Origin of the sequence: Streptomyces sp. NPDC097981 (genome assembly GCF_040302565.1) — a bacterium.
Classification (GTDB): domain Bacteria; phylum Actinomycetota; class Actinomycetes; order Streptomycetales; family Streptomycetaceae; genus Streptomyces.
The window spans coordinates 1-19,716 of record NZ_JBEORW010000055.1 but is presented as its reverse complement, the minus strand read 5'-3'; the positions used below and the strand labels follow the sequence as shown (position 1 = coordinate 19,716).

The following is a 19,716-nucleotide window of genomic DNA, read 5'->3' as shown; positions in this document are numbered from 1 at the left end:
GGTCGCGGTCGCAGGAGCCGCTCAGACGCTGCGGGCGGTGATGTCACCGTGGGCGGTGGTCGCGTGGATGCTCAGCTCCGCGGCGCCCTCGGTGTTCTTGAGCGCGTTGCTGATCCAGCCGAGGCCGGTGCCCGCGTCCAGCGAGGCGGAGACGCCGCGGGCGGCGCCGACCGACACGTCGCCGGCCTGGGTGCGCAGCACGACCGTGCCGCGCACGGCCTCGGCGATCCGGATGTCGCCCTGTGCGGTGCTGGTCTCGGCGGGGCCGCCCAGGCGGCCGACCGAGACGTCGCCGGCGAGGAGGGTGAGGCGGGCGCCCGCGGTCTGGTCGAGCTTGACCGAGCCCTGCGCGCTCTCGAAGGTGACGTCGCCGAGCCGTCCGACGCCCCGGAGTTCGGCGTCGGCCGCCTTCGCCTCGACACGGGAACCGGCGGGCAGCTGGACCGTCACCTCGACGGAACCGGAGTGGCCCAGGATCCGGTTCTTCGCCGGAGCGGCCTCGATCCGCAGCACGCCGTCGACGTATTCGACCGTGGTCTGCTCCGCCGCCTTCACGTCACGGCTGCTCGAGGCGTTCGCGGCCGGACCTCGACCGTGGTGTCGGCCCGGTCGGCGGCGATGAACCGGGGGCATCAAGGAACCACGAGGGGGATCGCGATGCCGGGAGGCAGGCTCACTCAGCAGGAACGTCAGCAGATCGCGCTGGGGGTGGCCGACGGGCTCGCCTACGCGGAGATAGGCAGACGTCTGGACCGTCCGACCTCGACGATCACGCGCGAGGTCATGCGCAACGGCGGCCCCGCCGGCTACCGCGCCGATCTGGCCCACCGCGCCACCGAACACCGAGCCCACCGGCGCAAGCAGACCGCACCCCGGGGGCAGCAGGCTCCGGTACAGGCCCACGGACGCGACCCCGAGGCCGTGCGCGCGTACGAGGAGACGTTCACCACCCTCCTCATGGCCTCGGGCCTGCCCAAGATGACGGCCCGGGTGCTGGTGTCCCTCTACACCACCGACGCGGGCAGCCTCACCGCGTCCGAGCTCGCGCAGCGCCTCCAGGGCAGCCCGGCGTCCATCTCCAAAGCGATCGCGTTCCTCGAGAGCCAGGGCCTCATCCGCCGGGAACGCGACGAACGCCGCCGCGAGCGCTACATCGTCGACGACGACGTCTGGTACCAGTCGATGATCGCCAGCGCACGCTCCACCACCCAACTCGCCAAGGCCGCACGGCAGGGTGTCGGCATCCTCGGCCCCGGCACCCCGGCTGCCACGCGCCTCGAGAACATCGCCCGCTTCGTCGACTTCGTCAGCGAGAGCATGACCCGCGCCGCGGACCAGGCCCGCGAGATCCTCTGCACGAAGGCCGAGCCGGCTTCGGGCGGCACTGCCACGCCGAGTTCAGACCGCGGATAGACAGCCGGCTGGACGAAGTCAGGAAGCCCAGGCTCCCGGTGCGCGGAACGGCGGGCAGGGCCGGGTGGGGAGTTTGCGGGTGCGCGGGGCGGAGGATTCGGGCTGCCGGGCCTCGTGGAGCAGGCGCAGGCGGGCCGTCAGGAGGGCGGCCAGGGCGGCCGTCTCCTCAGCGGTGGGGTTGCCCCGGGAGATCCGGATCGAGGCCATGGCGAGGGCCGTCGAGGTGTCCTCGGCGGCGGTCGTCCCGGGAAGCTCCGCGCGGTCCGTGAGCCCCGAAGAGTCCGGGGAGTCCGTGTGCGCCGGCTGGTCTGCAGGGTGTTCCCCTGCGGGCGTGACGCCCACCGCGGGGGCGGTCAGCAGCGGACGTTCCTCGACGATGATCATGGGGAGCCCCTTTCGACAGTCGCACCGGGAAGCGCCTGGTGCCGGACACTCCAGGATCGGCCCGGGCGCTACAGCCCGCCTCGGGTTCCGCACGGGAATGCGTACGGAATGACTCGCGAGCACTGGCGATCATGGCCGGAACACATCGCCGCGGGTTCAATTCTCCAGTGGAAGCCAAGTGAAATTCGAGTCGAATTCGAGCACGATTCGAGTGGATATTGCAGGCATGCAAAAAGCCGCCGCGGTCCATTCCAGTGGAATGGACCGCGGCGACCCATGGGGGGTGGAGTCGGGTTTGATCAACCAGTCTTCCTGCGGAAATAACGCTTCTGGCCGGCCGAACCGCTCATGTTCTTCACCTTGATCCGGCCCTCTTCGTGAGCCGTGCGGGCGCGCGATGCGTTGGACTTGCGCTCCAGTGCCTCGCGGAACTTCTCCTTGGCATCTTCTGCAACGCCATCGTCGAACGACTTGTCAGTCATACGTACCTCCTGCAATCAATCGACAGAAAAAGTCTGGCACAGAATTGCTGGAATGACGACCCCGCATTCACGACTCCAGGCAATGGAATTCGCCATTTCCGGGGTCAGGCGGTGTCAAGGAGGAGCCGGTCCTTCGTGGCGGGCGCCGAGCTCTCCGCGGGGGTCTCCGCGGCGGGCGCCGCCGGCGCGGCCTGAGGGGTCTTCGAGGCGGGCAGGAGCGGGCTGAGAAGGGCGACGAGCGTGAGGACGGCGACGTTGTACCAGAGCGTCACGGAGGTGGCGTCACCGAAGCCTTCGGCCCGGTCGGCGCCCGCGACCTCGCTGCCCGTGAGGCTGAAGAAGATGACGCCGACGATGGTGATGCCCGCGGCCGTGCCGAACTGGATGACGGCGTTGACCACCCCGGAGCCGGCTCCGGCGTCCTGCGGCGGGATGTCGCCGAGCACCACGTTGGTCAGGATCGGCGAGCACAGGCCCATGCCGAGGCACGATCAGTTCGGCGCCCGCGACGTGGTACCAGTCGATGCCGGCGCCCTGGCTCGACACCGCGAGGATCATGGCGAGGGCGCCGAGCGTCATCACGGACGTGCCGATCGCCACGAACTTGCGCCCGTTGGCGGTGCCCTTGCGCCAGGCGATCTGGAAGGTCGCCATGATGCCGATCGGGAACGCCGCGATGACCAGCGCGGTGCGCAGCGCGGACCATTCGAGGCCGAGCTGCATGTGGTAGGCCAGCACGGCTCGCCGGGGAGTTCACGGACGCCTCACTGCGCCTGCTGCCGCGCGGCGGCCGGTTCCTGGAGATGGGCGAGACCGACATCCGCGACCCGCGCGAGGTCGCCGAGGCCCATCCGGGCGTCGCCTACCGTGCGTTCGACCTGATGTCGCTGGAGCCCTCGCACGCACCTGCACCGGATGCTGACGGAGCTGTCCGGGCTGCTCGCGGACGGCACGATCGAGCCCCTGCCGCACCTCGCGTACGACGTGAGGGAGGCGCCCGGCGCGTTCCGCCACATGGCGTCGGGACGGCATACCGGCAAGATCGTCCTCACGGTCCCGCGCGTGCTCGACCCGCACGGCACGGTGCTGGTCAGCGGGGGCACGGGTGAGCTGGGCCGTCAGGTCGCCCGCCACCTGGTCGGCCGACACGGCGTGCGCCACCTGGTGCTGACGTCGCGTCAGGGCTCGGCGGCGCCGGGCGCGGCAGAGCTGGCGGCCGAACTGGCCGAGGCGGGCGCCGCGTCCGTACGGATCGTGGCCTGCGACATGGTGGACCGCGACCAGGTCGCCGCGGCCGTGGCCGAGGCCGGGCGCGAGCACCCGCTGACCGGCGTGGTGCACCTCGCGGCCGTGATCGACGACGGAGTCGTGCGCAATCAGACGGCGGAGCGGTTCGAGCGGGTCCTGGCGCCCGAACTCACGGGCGCCTGGCACCTGCACGGGCGGCTGTCCTTCGACGAGCCCGCCTCCGGTGAGGCACCGCCGCAGGACCCGGTGCGGGCCGCCCAGTCGGCACTGGACCGTGTCAGCCCCGATCTGCTGCGGCAGAGCGGTCTGCTCGACCGGCTGCTGGAGTTCGCACGGCCCGAGGGGGTCCCGGCCCCCGCCGACGCCGGCGAGGCGCTCCAGGCCGCCGGGGAACTGACGGCCGAGGAGATGGACAAGGCGCTCGACGCCGTACTGGGGGACTGTGACCGGGCCGGGCCGGGCGCGGCCCGGCGGCCCGGCGGCCCGGCGGCCCGGCGGCGCCGCTCGAGGTCGGCTCGAGCGCGTGTCCAGGGCTCGTCGCGAAGCTGGAGGGGCCTCCGAGTTGCCAGCGAGATGGAGTAGGACGTGCGCAACACCCTGTGCCAGCCGGTCAAGCTGCCCACCGAGCGATCCTCGCCTCTCGACCCGCCCCTCGAACTGGGAGTGTTCCGGGACCGGGACCCCGTCACCCCGATGCTGTTCCCGGACGGGCACAGGGGCTGGCTGGTCACCAGCCACTCCCTGGTGCGGTCCGTCCTCGCCGACCAGCGGTTCAGCGCACGGCAGGAACTGCACCACCACGCCGCCTTCGACCACCCGTTCGGCACGAAGAGGATCACACCCGCGGAGCCCGGCCAGTTCATCGGTATGGACCCACCGGAGCACACCCGCTACCGCAAGCTCCTCACCAAGCACTTCACGGCGCGACGGATCAGGGAAATGGCGCCCCGGATCGAGGAGATCGTCGAGCAGCGGCTGGACGCGCTGGAGGCCGCGGGGCGCGGAGCCGACCTCGTCGCCGAGTTCGCCGTCCCGATCCCGACGCTGCTGATCTGCGAGATCCTCGGCGTGCCGTACGCCGAGCAGGACATGTTCCGTCACGACGTGGCCACCTTCTTCCGGCTGGACTCCACGCAGGAGGAAACCCACGGCGCGTACGCTGGCATGCTCGCCTACCTCGGCGGGCTCGTGCCGCGCAGACGCGCGGCGCCCGGGGCGGACCTGATCAGCAGCCTGATCGAAGGGAACGAGCTCTCCGACCAGGAGATCGCGACCGTGGCGCTGGTGGTGCTGATCGCCGGCCACGAGACCACGGCGAGCATGCTCGGACTCGGCGTCTACACCCTGCTGAGCCATCCGGACCAGTGGGCCGGGCTGAGGGCCGAGCCGGACCTCCTCGACAGCGCCGTCGAGGAACTGCTGCGGTACCTCCCGCTCTTCCGGGCGGGGCTGATGCGGACCGCGCTGACCGACGTCGACCTGGGCGGCCGCCGGATCTCGGCCGGTGAGTGCCTCGTGCTCTCCCTGTCGGCCGCGAACCGCGATCCGCGGCGCTTCGACGGCGACCCGGAGCGGTTCGACCCCGGGCGGAGGCCGGGCGGCCACCTGTCGTTCGGGCACGGCGTGCACCAGTGCCTCGGACACCATCTCGCACGGGTCGAGCTGCGGATCGCGTACGCCGGCCTGCTGCGACGGTTCCCTCGCCTGCGGATGGCGGTTCCGGCCGAGGAGATACCCCTGTGCACCGACATGGCCATCTACGGCGTGCACCGGCTGCCGGTCACCTGGTAGCGGCACGGCCCGGAGGGGCCCCAGACAAGGAGATCACATGAGCTTCGGCCTGATGGCGCTCGGCTACGAACTCGGCGACGAGGTACCGGTGCTGGACGTCGCCGCCGAGTACACCGAGGACATCGAGCGGGTCCGCACCTACGCGAGCCGCTACATGCACCGGTGCCCCGAAGGGGTGGGCCTGACGGACCTGTCGTACCGGGCCGTACGGAAGGCGCTGGACGCCGCCGGCACGGACGCCGGCGACATCGACCTGCTGGTCCTCGCGGTCACCGACATCACCGAGTACCTGTACTGGGACGCGGCGGCGAGCCTCCTGCACCGGCTCGGCGCCGACGGCGCGGAGGCGGTCCTGCTGACCCAGGCGTGCTCGTCGGGCGTCGCCGCGTTCGACCTGGTGGCCGGGAAGTTCGCCACCCATCCCGAGTACCGGACGGCCGTGGTGGTCGCGGCCAGCCGCGTCGCCGAGCCCTACTGGAACCGGCTGGAGACGGGGGCGGGCTGCTTCTCGGACGGTGCCGTCGCGGCGGTCGCCCGCCGCGGTCACGACCGGCTGCGCTGGCGCGCGAGCGACATCACCACGGACGGCACCTACGTCGACTTCTTCCGCCTCGACGCGGGAGGCGCGGCGGCCCCCTTCGGCACGCCCGGCGCGGCGGGCGGCGCACCGAGGGTACGGGGCATCGCCGAGGTGAAGGAGTACTTCGGCGACGACCACGAGAAGATCTCCGCGTTCGGCACCCACGCCCGCAACCAGTACCGGCTCGTCGTGGAACGCGCCTGCAAGCGGGCCGGTGTCGATTTCACCGACCTGGCCCGGCTCAACCTGCCCTTCGACAACCAGCCCGCGATGGCGGGACTCGTCGCTGCCCTGGACTTCCCCGCGGAGCGCACCAACCTGTCGCTCGCCGAGGACTACGGGCACCTCGGTGCCGCCGACCCGCTGTTCGCCCTGGCCCGGGACGTCGAGCACAACGCCCTCCGGCAGGGCGACCACGTCGCCCTGGCCGCCGTCGGACGTGGCATGAGCTGGGCGAGCGCCGTCTTCGAGGTGTGAACCCGGCCTGCCGCCGCCCCGGGGCGGCGGCACGGCGGCAGCGCCGCGCGGCAGGTCCGGCGGGACCGCGCCACCCCCACCCCTCTCCCAGGAGCTGATCACGTGACAGACACAGCACAGTCCGGACGCGCGCGATGGGTCGCCCTGGGCGTACTCGGCAGCGCGTCCTTCCTCGACGGCCTCGATGCCAACATCGTCACCGTCGCCCTGCCCAGCATCCAGCGGGACATGGAGATCGGCTTCGCCTCCGCACAGTGGACCATGGCCGGCTACGCCCTCGCCTTCTCCATGTTCCTGATCACCGGGGGGCGACTCGGTGACGTCTTCGGGGCCAAGCGGGTCTTCATGACCGGTGTCGCCCTGTTCACCGTGGCGTCCGCCCTGTGCGGTCTGGCCGTCTCCCCGGGCATGCTGATCGCCGGCCGCTTCACGCAGGGGTTCATGGCCGCCCTCATGCTTCCCCAAGTCATGGCCGTCATCGTCCGGACATTCGACCGCAAGGAGTGGGCCCTGGCCGCCGGTCTGGTGGGCGGTCTGCTCAGCCTCGGCAGCATCGGGGGACCGCTGCTGGGCGGTCTGCTCACCGACCTCGACCTGATGGGCCTCGGCTGGCGGACGGTGTTCTTCGTCAACGTCCCGATCGGGATTCTCGCGCTGATCCTCGGAGCCAGGTCGCTGCCCTCCTTCCGCGCCGACGAGCGCCCGCAGCTCGACATGCCCGGCGTGGTCCTGCTGACCGCGGCCTCTCTGAGCCTGATGTTCCCGCTCGTCCAGGGCCGCGAACAGGGCTGGCCCGCCTGGATGTTCGTGGTGTTGGCCGCCTCGGTGCCGCTGTTCCTCGCGTTCGTGGTCCACGAGCGCAGGAGGCAGGCGAAGAACGGCTCCGCTCTCGTGCCCCCCACCCTGTTCCGCCACCGCTCCTTCTCCGCCGGCCTGGTCGTGACCCTGCTCGCGTTCACCGGCATCACCTCGTTCTCCTTCGTGCTCACCTACCACCTCCAGTTCGGTCTGGGCTGGTCTGTGGGCGACACGGCACTCGCCATCGCGGCGTGGCCGCTGGGCATCGTCGCCACGTTCCAGCTCGGCTGGCGCTTCGGGGCCACCCGGGGACGCCTGTTCGTGGCGGCGGGCGCCCTCATCATGGCGCTGAGCTCCCTGGCCGCGATCGGCGTCGTGCACACCCAGGGCGCTGGACTGACGTGGCCGTACGTGGCCGGCACGGCCTTCCTCATGGGCCTGGGCATGGGGTTGAGCACGCCCATCCTCGCCACGGCCGTGCTCGGTGACCTGCCCCCCGAGAACGCGGGCGCCGGGTCCGGCGTGGTCAACGCCGCCACGCAGTTCGGTGCCGCGATCGGCATCGCGGTCGTCGGGGCCGTCCTCTTCGGGCTCGTGGGCCCGGACACCGCCGGGACGGCCGCGGCGCGAGCCGCCGACTTCAGCTCCGCCGTCTCCCTCACTCTCTGGTACAACGTCGCCGCCTTCCTGCTGACCGCCGCCCTCGCCCCGCTGCTGCCCCGCAGCAAGCCGGCGGATGCGGAGGCCGGGCCCGCCGGGAAGGCCGAGCGGACGGACCTCACCGCCGGCGGTCTCGTGCCCGACCCGGCATAGGCCGAATTCCTTTCCCCCAACAAAAAGATGGCTCGCCGGTCCCGGACGTCCCTGTCAGGCGGGCCGTGCTGCACATCGCGTCCAGGAGGCATGTATGACCGATACGCCGCAGAGCAATGCCGAGGAGAACGACGCCCGCCGGAAATTCCGTGAGGCCCTCGAGCGCAAGGGCAACTCCAGCCGGGCGCGGCAGGCGCACGAGGACGGCCGCCTGAGGGTCAAGGGCATGAGCGGCCAGGCCGGGCAGAAGCGGTACTTCCGGCGCAAGACCGGGTGACACGCAGCTTTCCCGCCGCGCTGCCGGGGCTGCCGCGGACCTCCCGCCCGGAGGCCCGCGGCAGCCTTTTCCGTCTGCGCGCGGCACCGTCGCACGGCGCACCGGAATTCCGGCTGCTCTGACCGGGGGCGGGCCGCTCGAGTACCGCTTGAATTTCCCTCGCATCATCATCGGATTCCCCTTGGGTTCGCCTGGAACAAAATGCGTCGGTGAGGGGTGGAATCCCAGGGCCTCTGCGTGAAGATGGTTCGGCGTGAAGTGCCGCGATTCGGTGGGCTGGTGGCGGGTTGCCCTGGTCTGCCGGGAGGTCGGGGCCGGGTACGAGTGCAGGCACGGTGCTGGTGATCACGTGAGTGTCCAGGTCCCATGAACACCGAGAATGGCGGTCGTGCGGGCGCCGTGAGCTGGTGCCACGAACGGCTGGTGAGGTGTCGGCCCGGCCCAGACGTCCCGCCGCCTGCTCGTCGCCGCCCTGCGGACGGGCAATCGACGGATCTTCGCCATCAACCCGATGGCCGCCGCCCGATACCGTGACCGGCACGCAGTCTCCCGCAATAAGTCCGACCCCGGTGATGCCTTGGTCCTGGCGAACATCCTCCGGACCGACATGCACGCCCACCGGCCGCTGCCGAGAGACAGCGACCTGGCCCGCGCCATCGCCGTTCTCGCGCGCGCTCAGCAGGACGCGACCTGGAATCGCCAGCAGATGGCCAACCAGCTTCGCTCCCTGCTCCGCGAGTACTACCCGGCCGTTCTGGCAGCCAGCGCCCCCTGGCAGAACGGCCTGTGCCGACCTGAAGCCCGTGAGCTCCTCAAGCTCGCGCCCACTGCCACCAGGGCGGCTCGGCGGACCCGCGCGCAGATCGCTGCCGCCCTCAAGCGGGCTGGCCGCAAGCGCGGCATCGAGGAGGAAACCGAGCGAATCCGTGAAGTTCTCCGGGGAGACTGGGCTCATCAGCCAGCCCTCGTTGAGGACGCCCTGGGTAAGCAAATGCTGGCCTTGCTACGGCAGTTGGAGGCCGCTTGCACAGCGGTCGACGAACTCGCCAAGTCTGTGGAAGAGGCGTTTCCCAAGCAAGAAGTCGAGCATCACCAGACGGCTAGCGCATGATCGGCCAACTCTGCCACTGCCTGCAGCAGCACAAGCTGTTCGACGAACAGATGGCGTTCCCAGCACCACCTGAGCTCGCAGTCGGCGCGGCTTGACCGGCAGCAGCTCGCTCATCCAGCCTGGCAGCTCAGGGTCCTCACACCAGGACGCGGCGGAGGAGGACGGCGAGCGCGGCGATTTCCTCGGCGGTGGGGTTGCCCCTGGAGATACGGATCGAGGCCATGGCGAGGGCCAGAGAGGTGTCCTCGACGGCGGCCTTCGGGGGATGAATCGAGTCGGATCAGCCGGTCTTCCTGCGGAAATACCGCTTCCGGCCAGCCAAACCGCTCATTTCCTTCACCTTCATACGACCCTCTTCGGCGAGCGCCCCCCACCGGCGCCCGGACCCGGCCGTGGTGGTGGGGGAGGGACCCGGGGGCCGGCCCGGGGGGAGGCCGGCCCCCGGGGGTCAGATGCCGCCGAGTACGGCGTCCAGGGCCGCGTCCATCTCGTCGTCGGTCAGTTCCTGGGCGGTCTGCAGGGCGTCGGCCGGGGCCTCGGCCGTGGCGGTGGCGGGTGCGGCGAGCTCCAGCAGCCGGTCCAGCAGGCCGCTCTGGCGCAGCCGTTCGACGCCGATCCGGGCCACGGCCCACTGGGCGGCCTGAGCCGGATCCTGCGGCGGGGTGTCGGCGACTGCCGCGGTCTGCGCTGCGCCGCCGGCGCCGTCGAAGGAGAGCTTGCCGTGCAGGTATCCGGCGATGGCGCGCGGCGTGGGGTAGTCGAAGGCGAGCGTGTTGGGGACGGCCACCTGCGTGTGGCGGGCGAGGCGGTTCTTGAGCTCGACGGACATCAGGGAGTCCCAGCCGAACTCCCGCATCGGCTTGTCGAGCGGGACGCTGCCGGACAGGCCGAGGACCGCGGTCACCTCCTGCTGGACGAACTTGCGCAGCTCCGTCTCGCGTTCCTCGCCGGGCAGGGCGGCCAGCCGGTCCCGGAAGGCCGAACCGCGCTCGGCGGCCTCCTTGGCCTTCCTGGGCTGCGTACGGACCAGGGCCCGCAGCAGGGCCGGCGGGCGCGCCCCGGAGTCGTCGGACGCGAGGCGGGCGGTGTCGAGCTTGAGCGGCACCAGGTGCGGTTCGGGGCGGGCCAGGGCGGCGTCGAAGAGGGCGAGGCCTTCGGAGGCGCTCAGGGCCTGGGCGCCCTGGCGGCGCATCCGGGCGAGTTCCGCCTCACCGAGCTGCGCGGTCATCCCGGCGCCGCCCTGGGCCCACAGGCCCCAGGCGAGGCTGGTGGCGGGCAGGCCCTGCTTGTGCCGGTGGGCGGCGAGTGCGTCCAGGAAGGCGTTCGCGGCGCCGTAGTTGGACTGGCCGGGCGAGCCGAGGGTGCCGGCGACCGAGGAGAACAGGACGAAGGCGGCCAGGTCCAGCTCGCGGGTCAGTTCGTGCAGGTGCCGGGCGCCCGCCAGCTTGGGGGCGAGGACGCGGGCGAACCGCTCGGGCGTCTGGTTGTGCACGACGCCGTCGTCGATGACGGCCGCGAGGTGCACCACACCGGTCAGCGGGCGGTCCCCGGCGGCCTCGGCGAGCAGCCCGGCCACCGCGTCGCGGTCCGAGACGTCGCAGGCCAGGATGCGCACCTCGGCCGCGCCGGCGGCTTCGAGGCCGTCGACCAGTTCTTGCGCGCCCGGCGCGGCCATGCCCTGGCGCGAGGTCAGGACGAGGTGGCGCACCCCGTGTTCGGCCACCAGGTGTGCGGCCAGGTTGCGGCCGAGTTCGCCGGTGCCGCCGGTGAGCAGGACCACGCCCTCCGGGTCGAGCGCCCGGCCGACGGTGAGGACCAGCTTGCCGGTGTGGCGGCCCTGCGCCATGTGGCGGAAGGCCGCGGGGGCCTCCCGTACGTCGTACGCGAGGTACGGGAGCGGGGCGATGACCCGGTCGGTGAGCAGGCCGGACAGGTCGGTGAGCATCCGGTGCAGGTGCTCGGGCTCCAGCGACATCAGGTCGAAGGCGCTGTACGCGACGCCCGGGTGGGCGGCGGCGATCGCGTCGGCGTCGCGGATGTCGGTCTTTCCCATCTCCAGGAAGCGTCCGCCGTGCGGCAGGAGGCGCAGCGAGGCGTCGGTGAACTCGCCGGCGAGGGAGTTCAGTACGGCGTCGAAGCCGGCGCCGCCGGTGGCGGTCAGCCACCGCTGCTCGAAGGCGGTGTCGCGGGAGGAGGCGATGCGCTCGTCGGGCAGGCCGAGGGCGCGCAGCACGTCCCACTTGGGGTGGCTGGCGGTTCCGTAGACCTCGGCGCCCAGGTGGTGGGCGAGCTGGACGGCGGCCATGCCGACGCCGCCGGCCGCCGCGTGGACGAGGAGCTTCTCGCCGGGTCGCAGCGCTCCGAGGTCGGTGAGGGCGTAGTAGGCGGTGAGGAAGGCGAGCGGGATCGTCGCGCCCTCCTCGAAGGTGAGGGTGTCGGGCAGCTTCGCCATCAGGTGGCCGTCGCCGCGGACCTCGGTGCCGAAGGCGCCGAGGGCGAGGCCCATGGCCCGGTCGCCCGGACGCAGGTGGGTGACGGCGGATCCGGTCTCCAGGACAGTGCCGGCGAACTCCAGGCCCAGTTTGGGCGTGGCGACCATGCCGAGCGCGTTGAGGACGTCGCGGAAGTTCATGCCGGCGGCGCGGACGGCGACGCGGACCTCGTCGGGGCCGAGCGGGCCGTCGGCCGGGACGGGGACGAGTTCAAGGCTGTCGATGCTGCCCTTCTCGCGGATGTCCAGGTGCCAGGGCCCCTCGCCGGCGGGCGGGGTGAGGGCCGCGCCGCCCTGGGCCGCCGCGGTGCGGGTGGTGCGGACGAGGCGGGGGGCGAAGAGGGTGCCGCCGCGCAGGGCCAGTTCGGGCTCTTCGGCAGTCGCGAGGGCGGCGTCGAGGACCGCCCGGTCGGGGGTGGCGGTGTCGAGGTCGACCAGGCGCAGGGTGCGCTCGGGGACCTCGCCGCGGACGGCCCGTACCAGGCCCCACAGCGGGGCGTGGGCGAGGTCGGACACGGTGTCCTCGGGGCGGGCCGCGACGGCGTCGCGGGTGATCCAGACCAGCTCGGATTCCGCGGTCTTCTCCGTCAGCAGGTGCTGTACGAGGTCCAGTGCGGCCAGCGTGTCCGGCTCGGCGGCGTCGGCCGGCCCGGCGGTGGTGGCGTCGATGACGATGCGCGCGGGGGCGGGCCCGTCGGCGAGCAGCGGCTCGGGGCCGGCCGACCAGGTGGCGCCGAGGGCCTCGGCGAGGGCTCCGCTGCCGCCGATCACCAGGGTGGTCGCGGGCTGCGGGGCGGCCCGGTCGGGCTCGGCCACCGGCTGGAAGTCGACGCGGTAGAGGTGTTCGCCCTCGGAGCGGGTGACCCGCAGCTGCTCGGCGGAGGCCTGCCGGATCTGCAGCGCGCCCGACAGGACGGGCTCGCCGGTGGCGTCGGTGACCAGGACGGTGGCGCCGAGGCCGGCGGCCGCGGACTGCGGGTCCTGGGGATCCAGGGCGATGCGGACGCGGAGTTCGGTGCTGTCCGTGGCGTACAGGGTGACGTCGGTCCAGGCGAAGGGGAGCAGCACCGTGCCCTCGGGCTGCCCGGGCCCGCCGGGGGTGACGCCGGCCAGGACGTGCAGGGCCGCGTCCAGGAGCGCGGGGTGCACGCCGTGGCCGTCGGTGCTCTGGCGCAGCGGCTCGGGCAGGGCGACGCGGCCGTAGGCGACGCCGCCCTGGCGGGCGAGGGCGGTCAGGCCGCGGAAGGCGGGGCCGTAGGCGAGGCCTTCGCCTCCGAGCTGCTCGTAGAAGCCGTCGAGTCCGATGGGCTCGGCTCCCGGGACCGGCCACTGGGCGAGTTCGGCGAGCCCCTCGGGGGTTTCGGTGGCGGGGTCGTCGGCGAGTTCGCCGGAGGCGTGCAGGGTCCAGGCGGCCGGGTCGGCGGAGGCTTCCGGCTGGCTGTGGACGGCGATCTTCCGCCGTCCTTCCGCGTCCGGGGCGCCGACCTTGACCTGGAGCCGCAGGGGTTCGGCGGAGGCGAGTACGAGCGGCTGGGCGAGGGTGAGTTCGGCGACCCGCTCGGCGCCGACGGCCCGGGCGGCCGCCAGGGCGAGGTCGAGCAGGCCTGTACCGGGCACCAGGACGCTGCCGAAGACGGCGTGGTCGGCCAGCCACGGGTGGTCGGCGAGCGAGAGCCGGCCGGAGAGCAGCTGGCCCTCGCCGTCGGCGAGCGTCAGGACGGCGGCGAGCCAGGGGTGCCCGGCCGGCACGAGACCGGTGTCGCGGGCGCCGCGGGCGGTGCCGCGGGCGGGCTCGAGCCAGAAGCGCTCGCGCTGGAACGCGTACGTGGGCAGGCCGGCGGCCAGCTCGGCCGCGCGGGCGGGGGCGGGCCGGTCGGTGAACACCTGCTCCCAGTCCGGTTCCTGGCCGCTGACGTGGAGCGCGCCGAGGGCCTCGAGAAGTGCGCCGACCTCGTCCGGGGCCCGGTCGGGGTCCTTGGGCGCGCGCTGGGAGGCGACGAACACGGCGGGGTCGGTGACGCAGGCGGCGCCCATGGCGGCCAGCACGGCGCCCGGGCCGCATTCGAGGTGGCGGCCGATGCCGTCGGCCTCGAGGGCCCGTACCGCGTCGAGGAAGCGCACGGCGTCGCGGACCTGCGTCACCCAGTACCCGGCGGCGCGCATTCCTTCGCCCGGCTCGAGGTCCGGGCCCATCCGGGTGCCGGTGACCGTGGAGACGACCGGGATCCGCGGGGCCGCGAAGGTGATCTCCTCGGCCACCTGGCGGTAGGCGTCGAGCATGGCGTCCATGTGCGGGGAGTGGAAGGCGTGGGAGACCGTCAGGCGGCGGGTGCGGCGGCCGAGTTCGGTGAACCAGCCGGTGACGGCCGCCACGGCGGCCTCGTCACCGCTGACGACGGTCTGCGCGGGCCCGTTGATCCCGGCGATCGAGATGCGCTGGACGGCGCCCGCACGCACTTCCAGGGTGTCGAAGGCCTCGAGGACCTCGGCCTCCGAGGCTTCCACGGACGCCATGGCCCCGCCGCGCTCGCAGGCCTGCATCAGGCGGCCGCGGGCGGCGACCAGGCGGGCCGCGTCGTCCAGCGTGAAGACCCCGGCGACGTGGGCGGCGGCGAGTTCGCCGATGGAGTGCCCGGCGACCGCGGCGGGGCGCACGCCCCACGCCTCCCACTGGCGGAACAGCGCCGTCTCGACGGCGAACAGGGCGGGCTGGGCGTACTCCGTCTCGTGGACGAGTTCGGAGCCGCCGAGGACGAGCTCGGCCAGCGGCTGGTTCAAGTGCGGGTCGAGCGCGGCGCAGACCGCGTCGAAGGCCTGCCGGAAGACCGGGAGGGCGGCGTGCAGGGCGCGGCCCATGCCGGGGCGCTGGCTGCCCTGTCCGGTGAACAGCATCGCGAGGGGGCTTTCGGCCGCGGTGCCTTCGGCGGCGCCCGCGGGGGTGCGGCCGTCGGCGAGGGCGCGCAGCCCGATGACCGCTTCGGCGGTGGTGGTCACGGTGAGGGCGGCGCGGTGCTCGAAGTGCGTGCGGTGGCGGGCCGCCGTGTACGCGAGGTCGGCCGGCGGCACGTCGGGGCGGCCCTCGAGCCAGTCGGCCCAGCGGGCAGCCTGCGTGCGCAGGGCCGTCTCGTCCCGGCCGGACAGGATCAGGGGAAGAGGTGCCTTGGTGGCTTGAGTCGCTTCGGTCGCTCCCATTGCTCCGGTCGCCGTGGCGGGCGGGGCCGGAACGGCGGCTGCCGGGGGCTCTTCGAGGACGACGTGGGCGTTGGTGCCGCTGAGACCGAAGGAGGAGACGCCCGCGCGGCGCGTGCGCGCGGCCTCCCGGGTCCACGGCCGGGCGTCCCGGAGGAGTTCCAGGCCGCTGCCGTCCCACGCGATGTGCGGGCTGGGCTCGTCGACGTACAGGGTCTTGGGCAGGGTCTCGTGCTGGAGGGCGAGGATCATCTTCATGACGCCCGCGACACCGGCGGCGGCCTGCGCGTGCCCGATGTTCGACTTGGAGGAGCCCAGGTAGACGGGCCGGTTCGCGGCCCGGTCGGGGCCGAAGACCTCGGCGAGCGCGCCCGCTTCGATCGGGTCGCCGAGCGGGGTGCCGGTTCCGTGCGCCTCGACGGCGTCGATGTCGCCGGGGGTCAGCCGGGCCGCTTCCAGGGCGTCGAGGATGACGCGCTGCTGGGCGGGGCCGTTGGGGGCGGTCAGGCCCTGGCTGCGGCCGTCCTGGTTGACGGCGGAGCCACGGATGACGGCCAGTACGCGGTCACCGTCCCGCTCGGCGGCGGACAGCCGCTTGAGGACGAGGATGCCGACGCCGTCGGACCAGCCGGCGCCGTCCGCCAGAGCGGAGAAGGACTTGCAGCGGCCGTCGGGGGCCATGCCCTTGAGGCGGGAGAACTCCACGAACAGCCGGGGCGTGCTCATGACGGTCACGCCGCCGACGAGGGCGAGTTCGCACTCGCCCTGGCGCAGGGCGCTCGCCGCGAGATGGAGGGAGACGAGGGAGGAGGAGCAGGCGGTGTCGACGGTGACGGCCGGGCCCTGGAGGCCCAGCGCGTACGAGACGCGCCCGGACACGACGCTGGAGGCGTTGCCGGTGCTCACGTACCCGTCGAAGGCGTCGAGTTCGCGGCCCTGCTCGCCGTAGTCGGAGCTCATCGCGCCGAGGTAGACGCCCGTACGGCTCTCGCTGAGCGAGCCGGGACGGATGCCGGCGCGTTCGAGGGCCTCCCAGGCGGTTTCCAGGACGAGGCGCTGCTGCGGATCCATCGAGAGGGCCTCGCGCTGCGAAATGCCGAAGAAGGCGGCGTCGAAGTCCGCGGCGGCCTCGATGAAGCCGCCCTCGCGGGCGTAGCTCTTGCCGACGGCTTCGGGGTCCGGGTCGTAGACGCCGAGGTTCTCCCAGCGCGACGGCAGTCCGCTGATCGCGTCGCTGCCCGAGGCGAGGAGGTTCCAGTACGCCTCGGGGGTGTCGATGCCGCCGGGGAGGCGGCAGGCCATCGACACGACGGCGATCGGGTCGTCGGCCGCCGGGGCTGGAGCGGAGTGCCGGAGGGTGTTCGGCTTCTGCTTGGGCTTGTCGGTCGTCAGATCCAGCTTGTCGAGGAGCAGGCCGGCGATGGCGGTGGGGGTGGGGTAGTCGAAGGCGAGCGTGGAGGGCAGCGCCACCCCGGTTTCGGAGGACAGCCTGCGCCGCAGCTCGACGGCCATCAGCGAGTCGATGCCGAGCTCCTTGAGAACCTGCTGCGCGCCGATCCCTTCGGCGGTCGCAACGCCCAGGACCACGGCCGCCTCACGCTGCACCAGCCGGACCAGCGACGACAGCCGCTCGGCCGCCGGCTGCGCCGCCAGCTGCTCGCGCAGGCCGGAGGGAGCGGTTCCCGCCGCTCCGACCCGCTTCTTCGGGGCGCGTACGAGGGCCCGCAGCAGGGCGGGCACTTCGTCGGGGCGCCGTTGCAGGGTGACCAGGTCGAGCCTGACCGGGACCAGGTGCGGGTGCGGGGAGCCGAGGGCGGTGTCGAGGGCCGCGAGGCCCTGCTGCTCGGTGAGCGCACCGATGCCCATGCGGCGCATGCGGGCGAGTTCGGCCTGGCCGAGGGTGGCGGTCAGACCCTGGCCGGCCTGCTGCCACAGACCCCACGACAGGCTCGTCGCGGGAAGGCCGTTGGCACGGCGGTGGGCCGCCAGGGCGTCCAGGAAGGTGTTCGCCGCCGCGTAGTTGCTCTGACCCGCGCCGCCGAGGACACCGGCAGCCGAGGAGAACAGGACGAAGGCAGCCAGATCCAGGCCCTGAGTCAGCTCGTGGAGGTGGAGCGCGGCTTCCGCCTTCGGCTGCCAGACACGGGCCAGACGCTCCGCGTCCTGCGAGACGAGCAGACCGTCGTCCAGTACGGCGGCCAGGTGGAACACCGCCGTCCAGGGGCGGTCGGGCGCTGCCAGGAGGGCTTCCGCCTGGGTGCGGTCGGAGACGTCGGCCGCGAGGATCCGTACGCTCTCGGCGCCGGCCGCCTCCAGTTCGGCCACGAGGTCCGCGGCCCCCGGAGCGTCCGGGCCGCGCCGCGACGACAGTACGAGATGCCGTACGCCGTGGACGGTCACCAGGTGACGGGCCACCGCCCGGCCCAGCTCACCCGTACCACCCGTCACCAGGACGGAACCGTCGGGATTCAGGCGCGGGGCGTCGGACGCCTTGGCCGTGCGGACGAGGCGGGCGGTGCGGATCTCCCCGTCTCGGAGCGCGATTTCGGGCTCGTCGGTGAGGGTGAGGGCCGGGGCCAGCGCGAGGTCGTCCCGTGCGCGGTCGCTGCCGAGGTCGATGAGGCGGATCACGCGGTCCGCGTGCTCGGCGCGGGCCGCCCGGAGCAGACCCCACAGGGCGGCGTGGGCCAGGCCGGCCACGCCGTCGCCCGCGTCGACGGCCGAGCGGGTCAGCCAGACGAGCTCGGTCTGTTCTAGGCGCGGCTCGGCCAGCAGGAGCTGAAGGATTGCGAGCGTGGAGGCGGTGAGCTCGCGGGCGTCGGCGGCAGGAGCGTTGCCGGTGGCGTCCACGAGGACGCGGGCCGGGGCGTCGACTGCTTCGGCGAGGTGGGTGAGGAGCGCGTCGGCGTCCGGGAACACGTGCGCGCCGAGGGCGGCGGCGACGATCGCGGCATCGCCCTCGAGGGCCCAGGTCTCTCCGGCCGGCTCCACGTCGCCCGGGGTCCGGGCGGGGCGGAACTCGACGTGGTACAGGTGCTCGGCCCGCTCGCCTGCCCGGATCTGCTCGGCGCTCGCCTCACGGATCGCGAGGCCGCGGGCGCGGACGACGGGGTGGCCGGTGCCGTCGGCGACGGTGAGGGCGAGGTGCTCGTCCGCGCCGGACGCGACGTCGATGCGTACGCGGAGCTCGGTGGCACCGGCGGCGAGGAGTTCGACGCCGGTCCACTCGAACGGCATGAACACGCGCTGCTGTGCTTCTTCGTCGCGTACGCCCATGAGGGTGTGGAGCGCGGCGTCGAGGAGGGCGGGGTGAACGCCGAAGTCGTCGGCGGTCAGGCCGTCGGGAAGACGGATGAGTCCGTACGCCGTGTCGCCCTTGCGCCAGAGCTCGGTCAGGCCCTGGAACGCGGGCCCGTAGTCCAGGCCGCGGGCGCGGAATCCCTCGTAGAAACCGTCTAGATCGACGGACTCGGCGCCCGGGACCGGCCACTGCGCCAGCTCGGCGAACGTGTTGCCCTCGGCGGGGGCGGTGACGTCTGCGGATTCCGCGAGTTCGCCGGTGGCGTGACGGCGCCATTCCTCGTCACTGCCCTCGGGCCGGCTGTAGACGGTGACCGGGCGGCGGCCGGTGCTGTCGGGCGCGCCGACGGCGACCTGGAGTCGGACGGCGCCGTCCGTACCGAGCAACAGCGGCTCGGTGAGCACGAGTTCGGCAACCCCGGGGGCGCCGACACTGTGGGCGGCGGTGAGGGCAAGTTCGAGCAGGCCGGTACCGGGGACGAGGACCGAGCCGAAGGCCGCGTGGCCGGCCAGCCAGGGGTGCTCGGCGAGCGAGATCCGGCCGGTGAACAGGTGGCCTTCGCCGTCGGCGAGGGAGGTGACGGCGCCGAGCCACGGGTGGTCGGAGACGTCGAGACCGACCCCGCGCACGTCGCCCGAGGTCTTCGGGGTGTCGATCCAGTAGTGCGCGCGCTGGAAGGCGTACGAGGGGAGCTGTACGAGGCTTGCGGTGCCGAGGACCCGGTCCCAGTCGAGGTCGTGGCCCTGGACGTGGAGGAGGCCGAGGTTGCGCAGCAGCTGGGCCGGCTCGCCGTGCTGACGGGCGAGGGAGCCGACGACGATGCCGCCGCGCTCCGCACTGCCGTCGGTCAACGGCATGGACAGGACGGGGTGAGCACTGATCTCGACGAAGACGCCGTGACCGTCGTCCAGGAGCTGGTTCAGGGCGCGGTCGAAACGGACGGGCTCGCGCAGGTTCCGGCACCAGTAGGTGCCGTCGAGGTCGGTGCCGTCCGCTACCTGACCGGTGACGGTCGAGTAGAAGGCGATGTCCGTGCCGGTGGGAACGATCCCCTCGAAGCCCTCCGCCAGGGCGGGGAGCAGCGGGTCCATCTGGGCGTTGTGGGACGCGTAGTCCACATTGATCTTGCGCGCATAGACGTTCTGGTCCGACAGCTCGGCGACGATCTTCGCGATCGCCTCGGCCTGCCCTGAGATCACCGTCGAGCCGGAGGTGTTCACCGCCGCTACGGACAGCGCCTCACCGTACGGGGCGAGGAACTCCTCGACCTCCGCCACCGGACGCTCGATCAGAGCCATACCACCCTGACCCGCACAGGCGAGAACCGCCTGGGAACGCTGGGCGACGATCTGCGAGCCCTG

Annotated in this window: 12 protein-coding genes and 2 pseudogenes; 7 read left to right on the top strand and 7 right to left on the bottom strand. The window is 72.8% G+C overall.

Annotated elements, in window-relative coordinates:
- Positions 1-21 precede the first annotated feature (21 nt).
- A pseudogene (locus tag ABTY04_RS35180) lies at positions 22-626 on the bottom strand (DUF4097 family beta strand repeat-containing protein); the annotation flags it as partial.
- 31 nt (positions 627-657) lie between these two features.
- Between ABTY04_RS35180 and ABTY04_RS35175 the strand changes: the two are divergent.
- A complete protein-coding gene (locus ABTY04_RS35175) occupies positions 658-1,413 on the top strand; it encodes a helix-turn-helix domain-containing protein (RefSeq protein WP_352217513.1) in 756 nt (251 codons plus the stop codon).
- An 18-nt stretch (positions 1,414-1,431) separates the two neighbouring features.
- On the opposite strand, the gene ABTY04_RS35170 is transcribed toward ABTY04_RS35175, so the two are convergent.
- The 4 genes from ABTY04_RS35170 to ABTY04_RS35155 form a co-directional block, all read right to left on the bottom strand.
- Entirely contained in the window at positions 1,432-1,797 is a 366-nt protein-coding gene (locus ABTY04_RS35170; protein ID WP_352217512.1) for an acyl-CoA carboxylase epsilon subunit, read from the bottom strand.
- 299 nt (positions 1,798-2,096) lie between these two features.
- Positions 2,097-2,279 (bottom strand): DUF5302 domain-containing protein, encoded by a 183-nt coding sequence (locus tag ABTY04_RS35165; RefSeq protein WP_352217511.1) that lies wholly within the window; start codon positions 2,277-2,279, stop codon positions 2,097-2,099.
- 104 nt (positions 2,280-2,383) lie between these two features.
- The gene (locus tag ABTY04_RS35160) at positions 2,384-2,758 is read right to left on the bottom strand and encodes an MFS transporter (RefSeq protein ID WP_352217510.1); all 375 of its coding nucleotides are present in this window, start codon (positions 2,756-2,758) and stop codon (positions 2,384-2,386) included.
- A 285-nt stretch (positions 2,759-3,043) separates the two neighbouring features.
- Positions 3,044-3,181 (bottom strand): hypothetical protein, encoded by a 138-nt coding sequence (locus ABTY04_RS35155; protein WP_352217509.1) that lies wholly within the window; start codon positions 3,179-3,181, stop codon positions 3,044-3,046.
- 13 nt (positions 3,182-3,194) lie between these two features.
- Between ABTY04_RS35155 and ABTY04_RS35150 the strand changes: the two genes are divergently transcribed.
- The 6 genes and pseudogenes from ABTY04_RS35150 to ABTY04_RS35125 all read left to right on the top strand — a co-directional run.
- The gene (locus ABTY04_RS35150; protein ID WP_352217508.1) at positions 3,195-4,109 is read left to right on the top strand and encodes an SDR family NAD(P)-dependent oxidoreductase; all 915 of its coding nucleotides are present in this window, start codon (positions 3,195-3,197) and stop codon (positions 4,107-4,109) included.
- Positions 4,110-4,112: 3 nt separating this feature from the next.
- Positions 4,113-5,318 carry a cytochrome P450 gene (locus ABTY04_RS35145; protein WP_352217507.1) on the top strand — a complete coding sequence of 402 codons (1,206 nt, stop codon included), beginning with the start codon at positions 4,113-4,115 and terminating at the stop codon, positions 5,316-5,318.
- A gap of 37 nt (positions 5,319-5,355) precedes the next feature.
- Positions 5,356-6,375 carry a 3-oxoacyl-ACP synthase III family protein gene (locus ABTY04_RS35140; protein WP_352217506.1) on the top strand — a complete coding sequence of 340 codons (1,020 nt, stop codon included), beginning with the start codon at positions 5,356-5,358 and terminating at the stop codon, positions 6,373-6,375.
- A 102-nt stretch (positions 6,376-6,477) separates the two neighbouring features.
- A complete protein-coding gene (locus ABTY04_RS35135; RefSeq protein ID WP_352217505.1) occupies positions 6,478-7,986 on the top strand; it encodes an MFS transporter in 1,509 nt (502 codons plus the stop codon).
- Positions 7,987-8,080: 94 nt separating this feature from the next.
- Positions 8,081-8,263: a DUF5302 domain-containing protein gene (locus ABTY04_RS35130; RefSeq protein ID WP_352217504.1), complete on the top strand. Its 183-nt coding sequence runs from the start codon at positions 8,081-8,083 to the stop codon at positions 8,261-8,263.
- Between the two features lie 442 nt (positions 8,264-8,705).
- Positions 8,706-9,332, top strand: a pseudogene (locus ABTY04_RS35125) (IS110 family transposase); the annotation flags it as partial.
- A 178-nt stretch (positions 9,333-9,510) separates the two neighbouring features.
- Here ABTY04_RS35125 and ABTY04_RS35120 read toward each other — a convergent pair.
- The gene (locus ABTY04_RS35120; RefSeq protein WP_352217525.1) at positions 9,511-9,597 is read right to left on the bottom strand and encodes an acyl-CoA carboxylase epsilon subunit; all 87 of its coding nucleotides are present in this window, start codon (positions 9,595-9,597) and stop codon (positions 9,511-9,513) included.
- 225 nt (positions 9,598-9,822) lie between these two features.
- On the bottom strand, positions 9,823-19,704 hold the full coding sequence (locus ABTY04_RS35115) for an SDR family NAD(P)-dependent oxidoreductase (protein ID WP_352217524.1): 9,882 nt from the start codon (positions 19,702-19,704) through the stop codon (positions 9,823-9,825).
- Between the last annotated feature and the right edge of the window lie 12 nt (positions 19,705-19,716).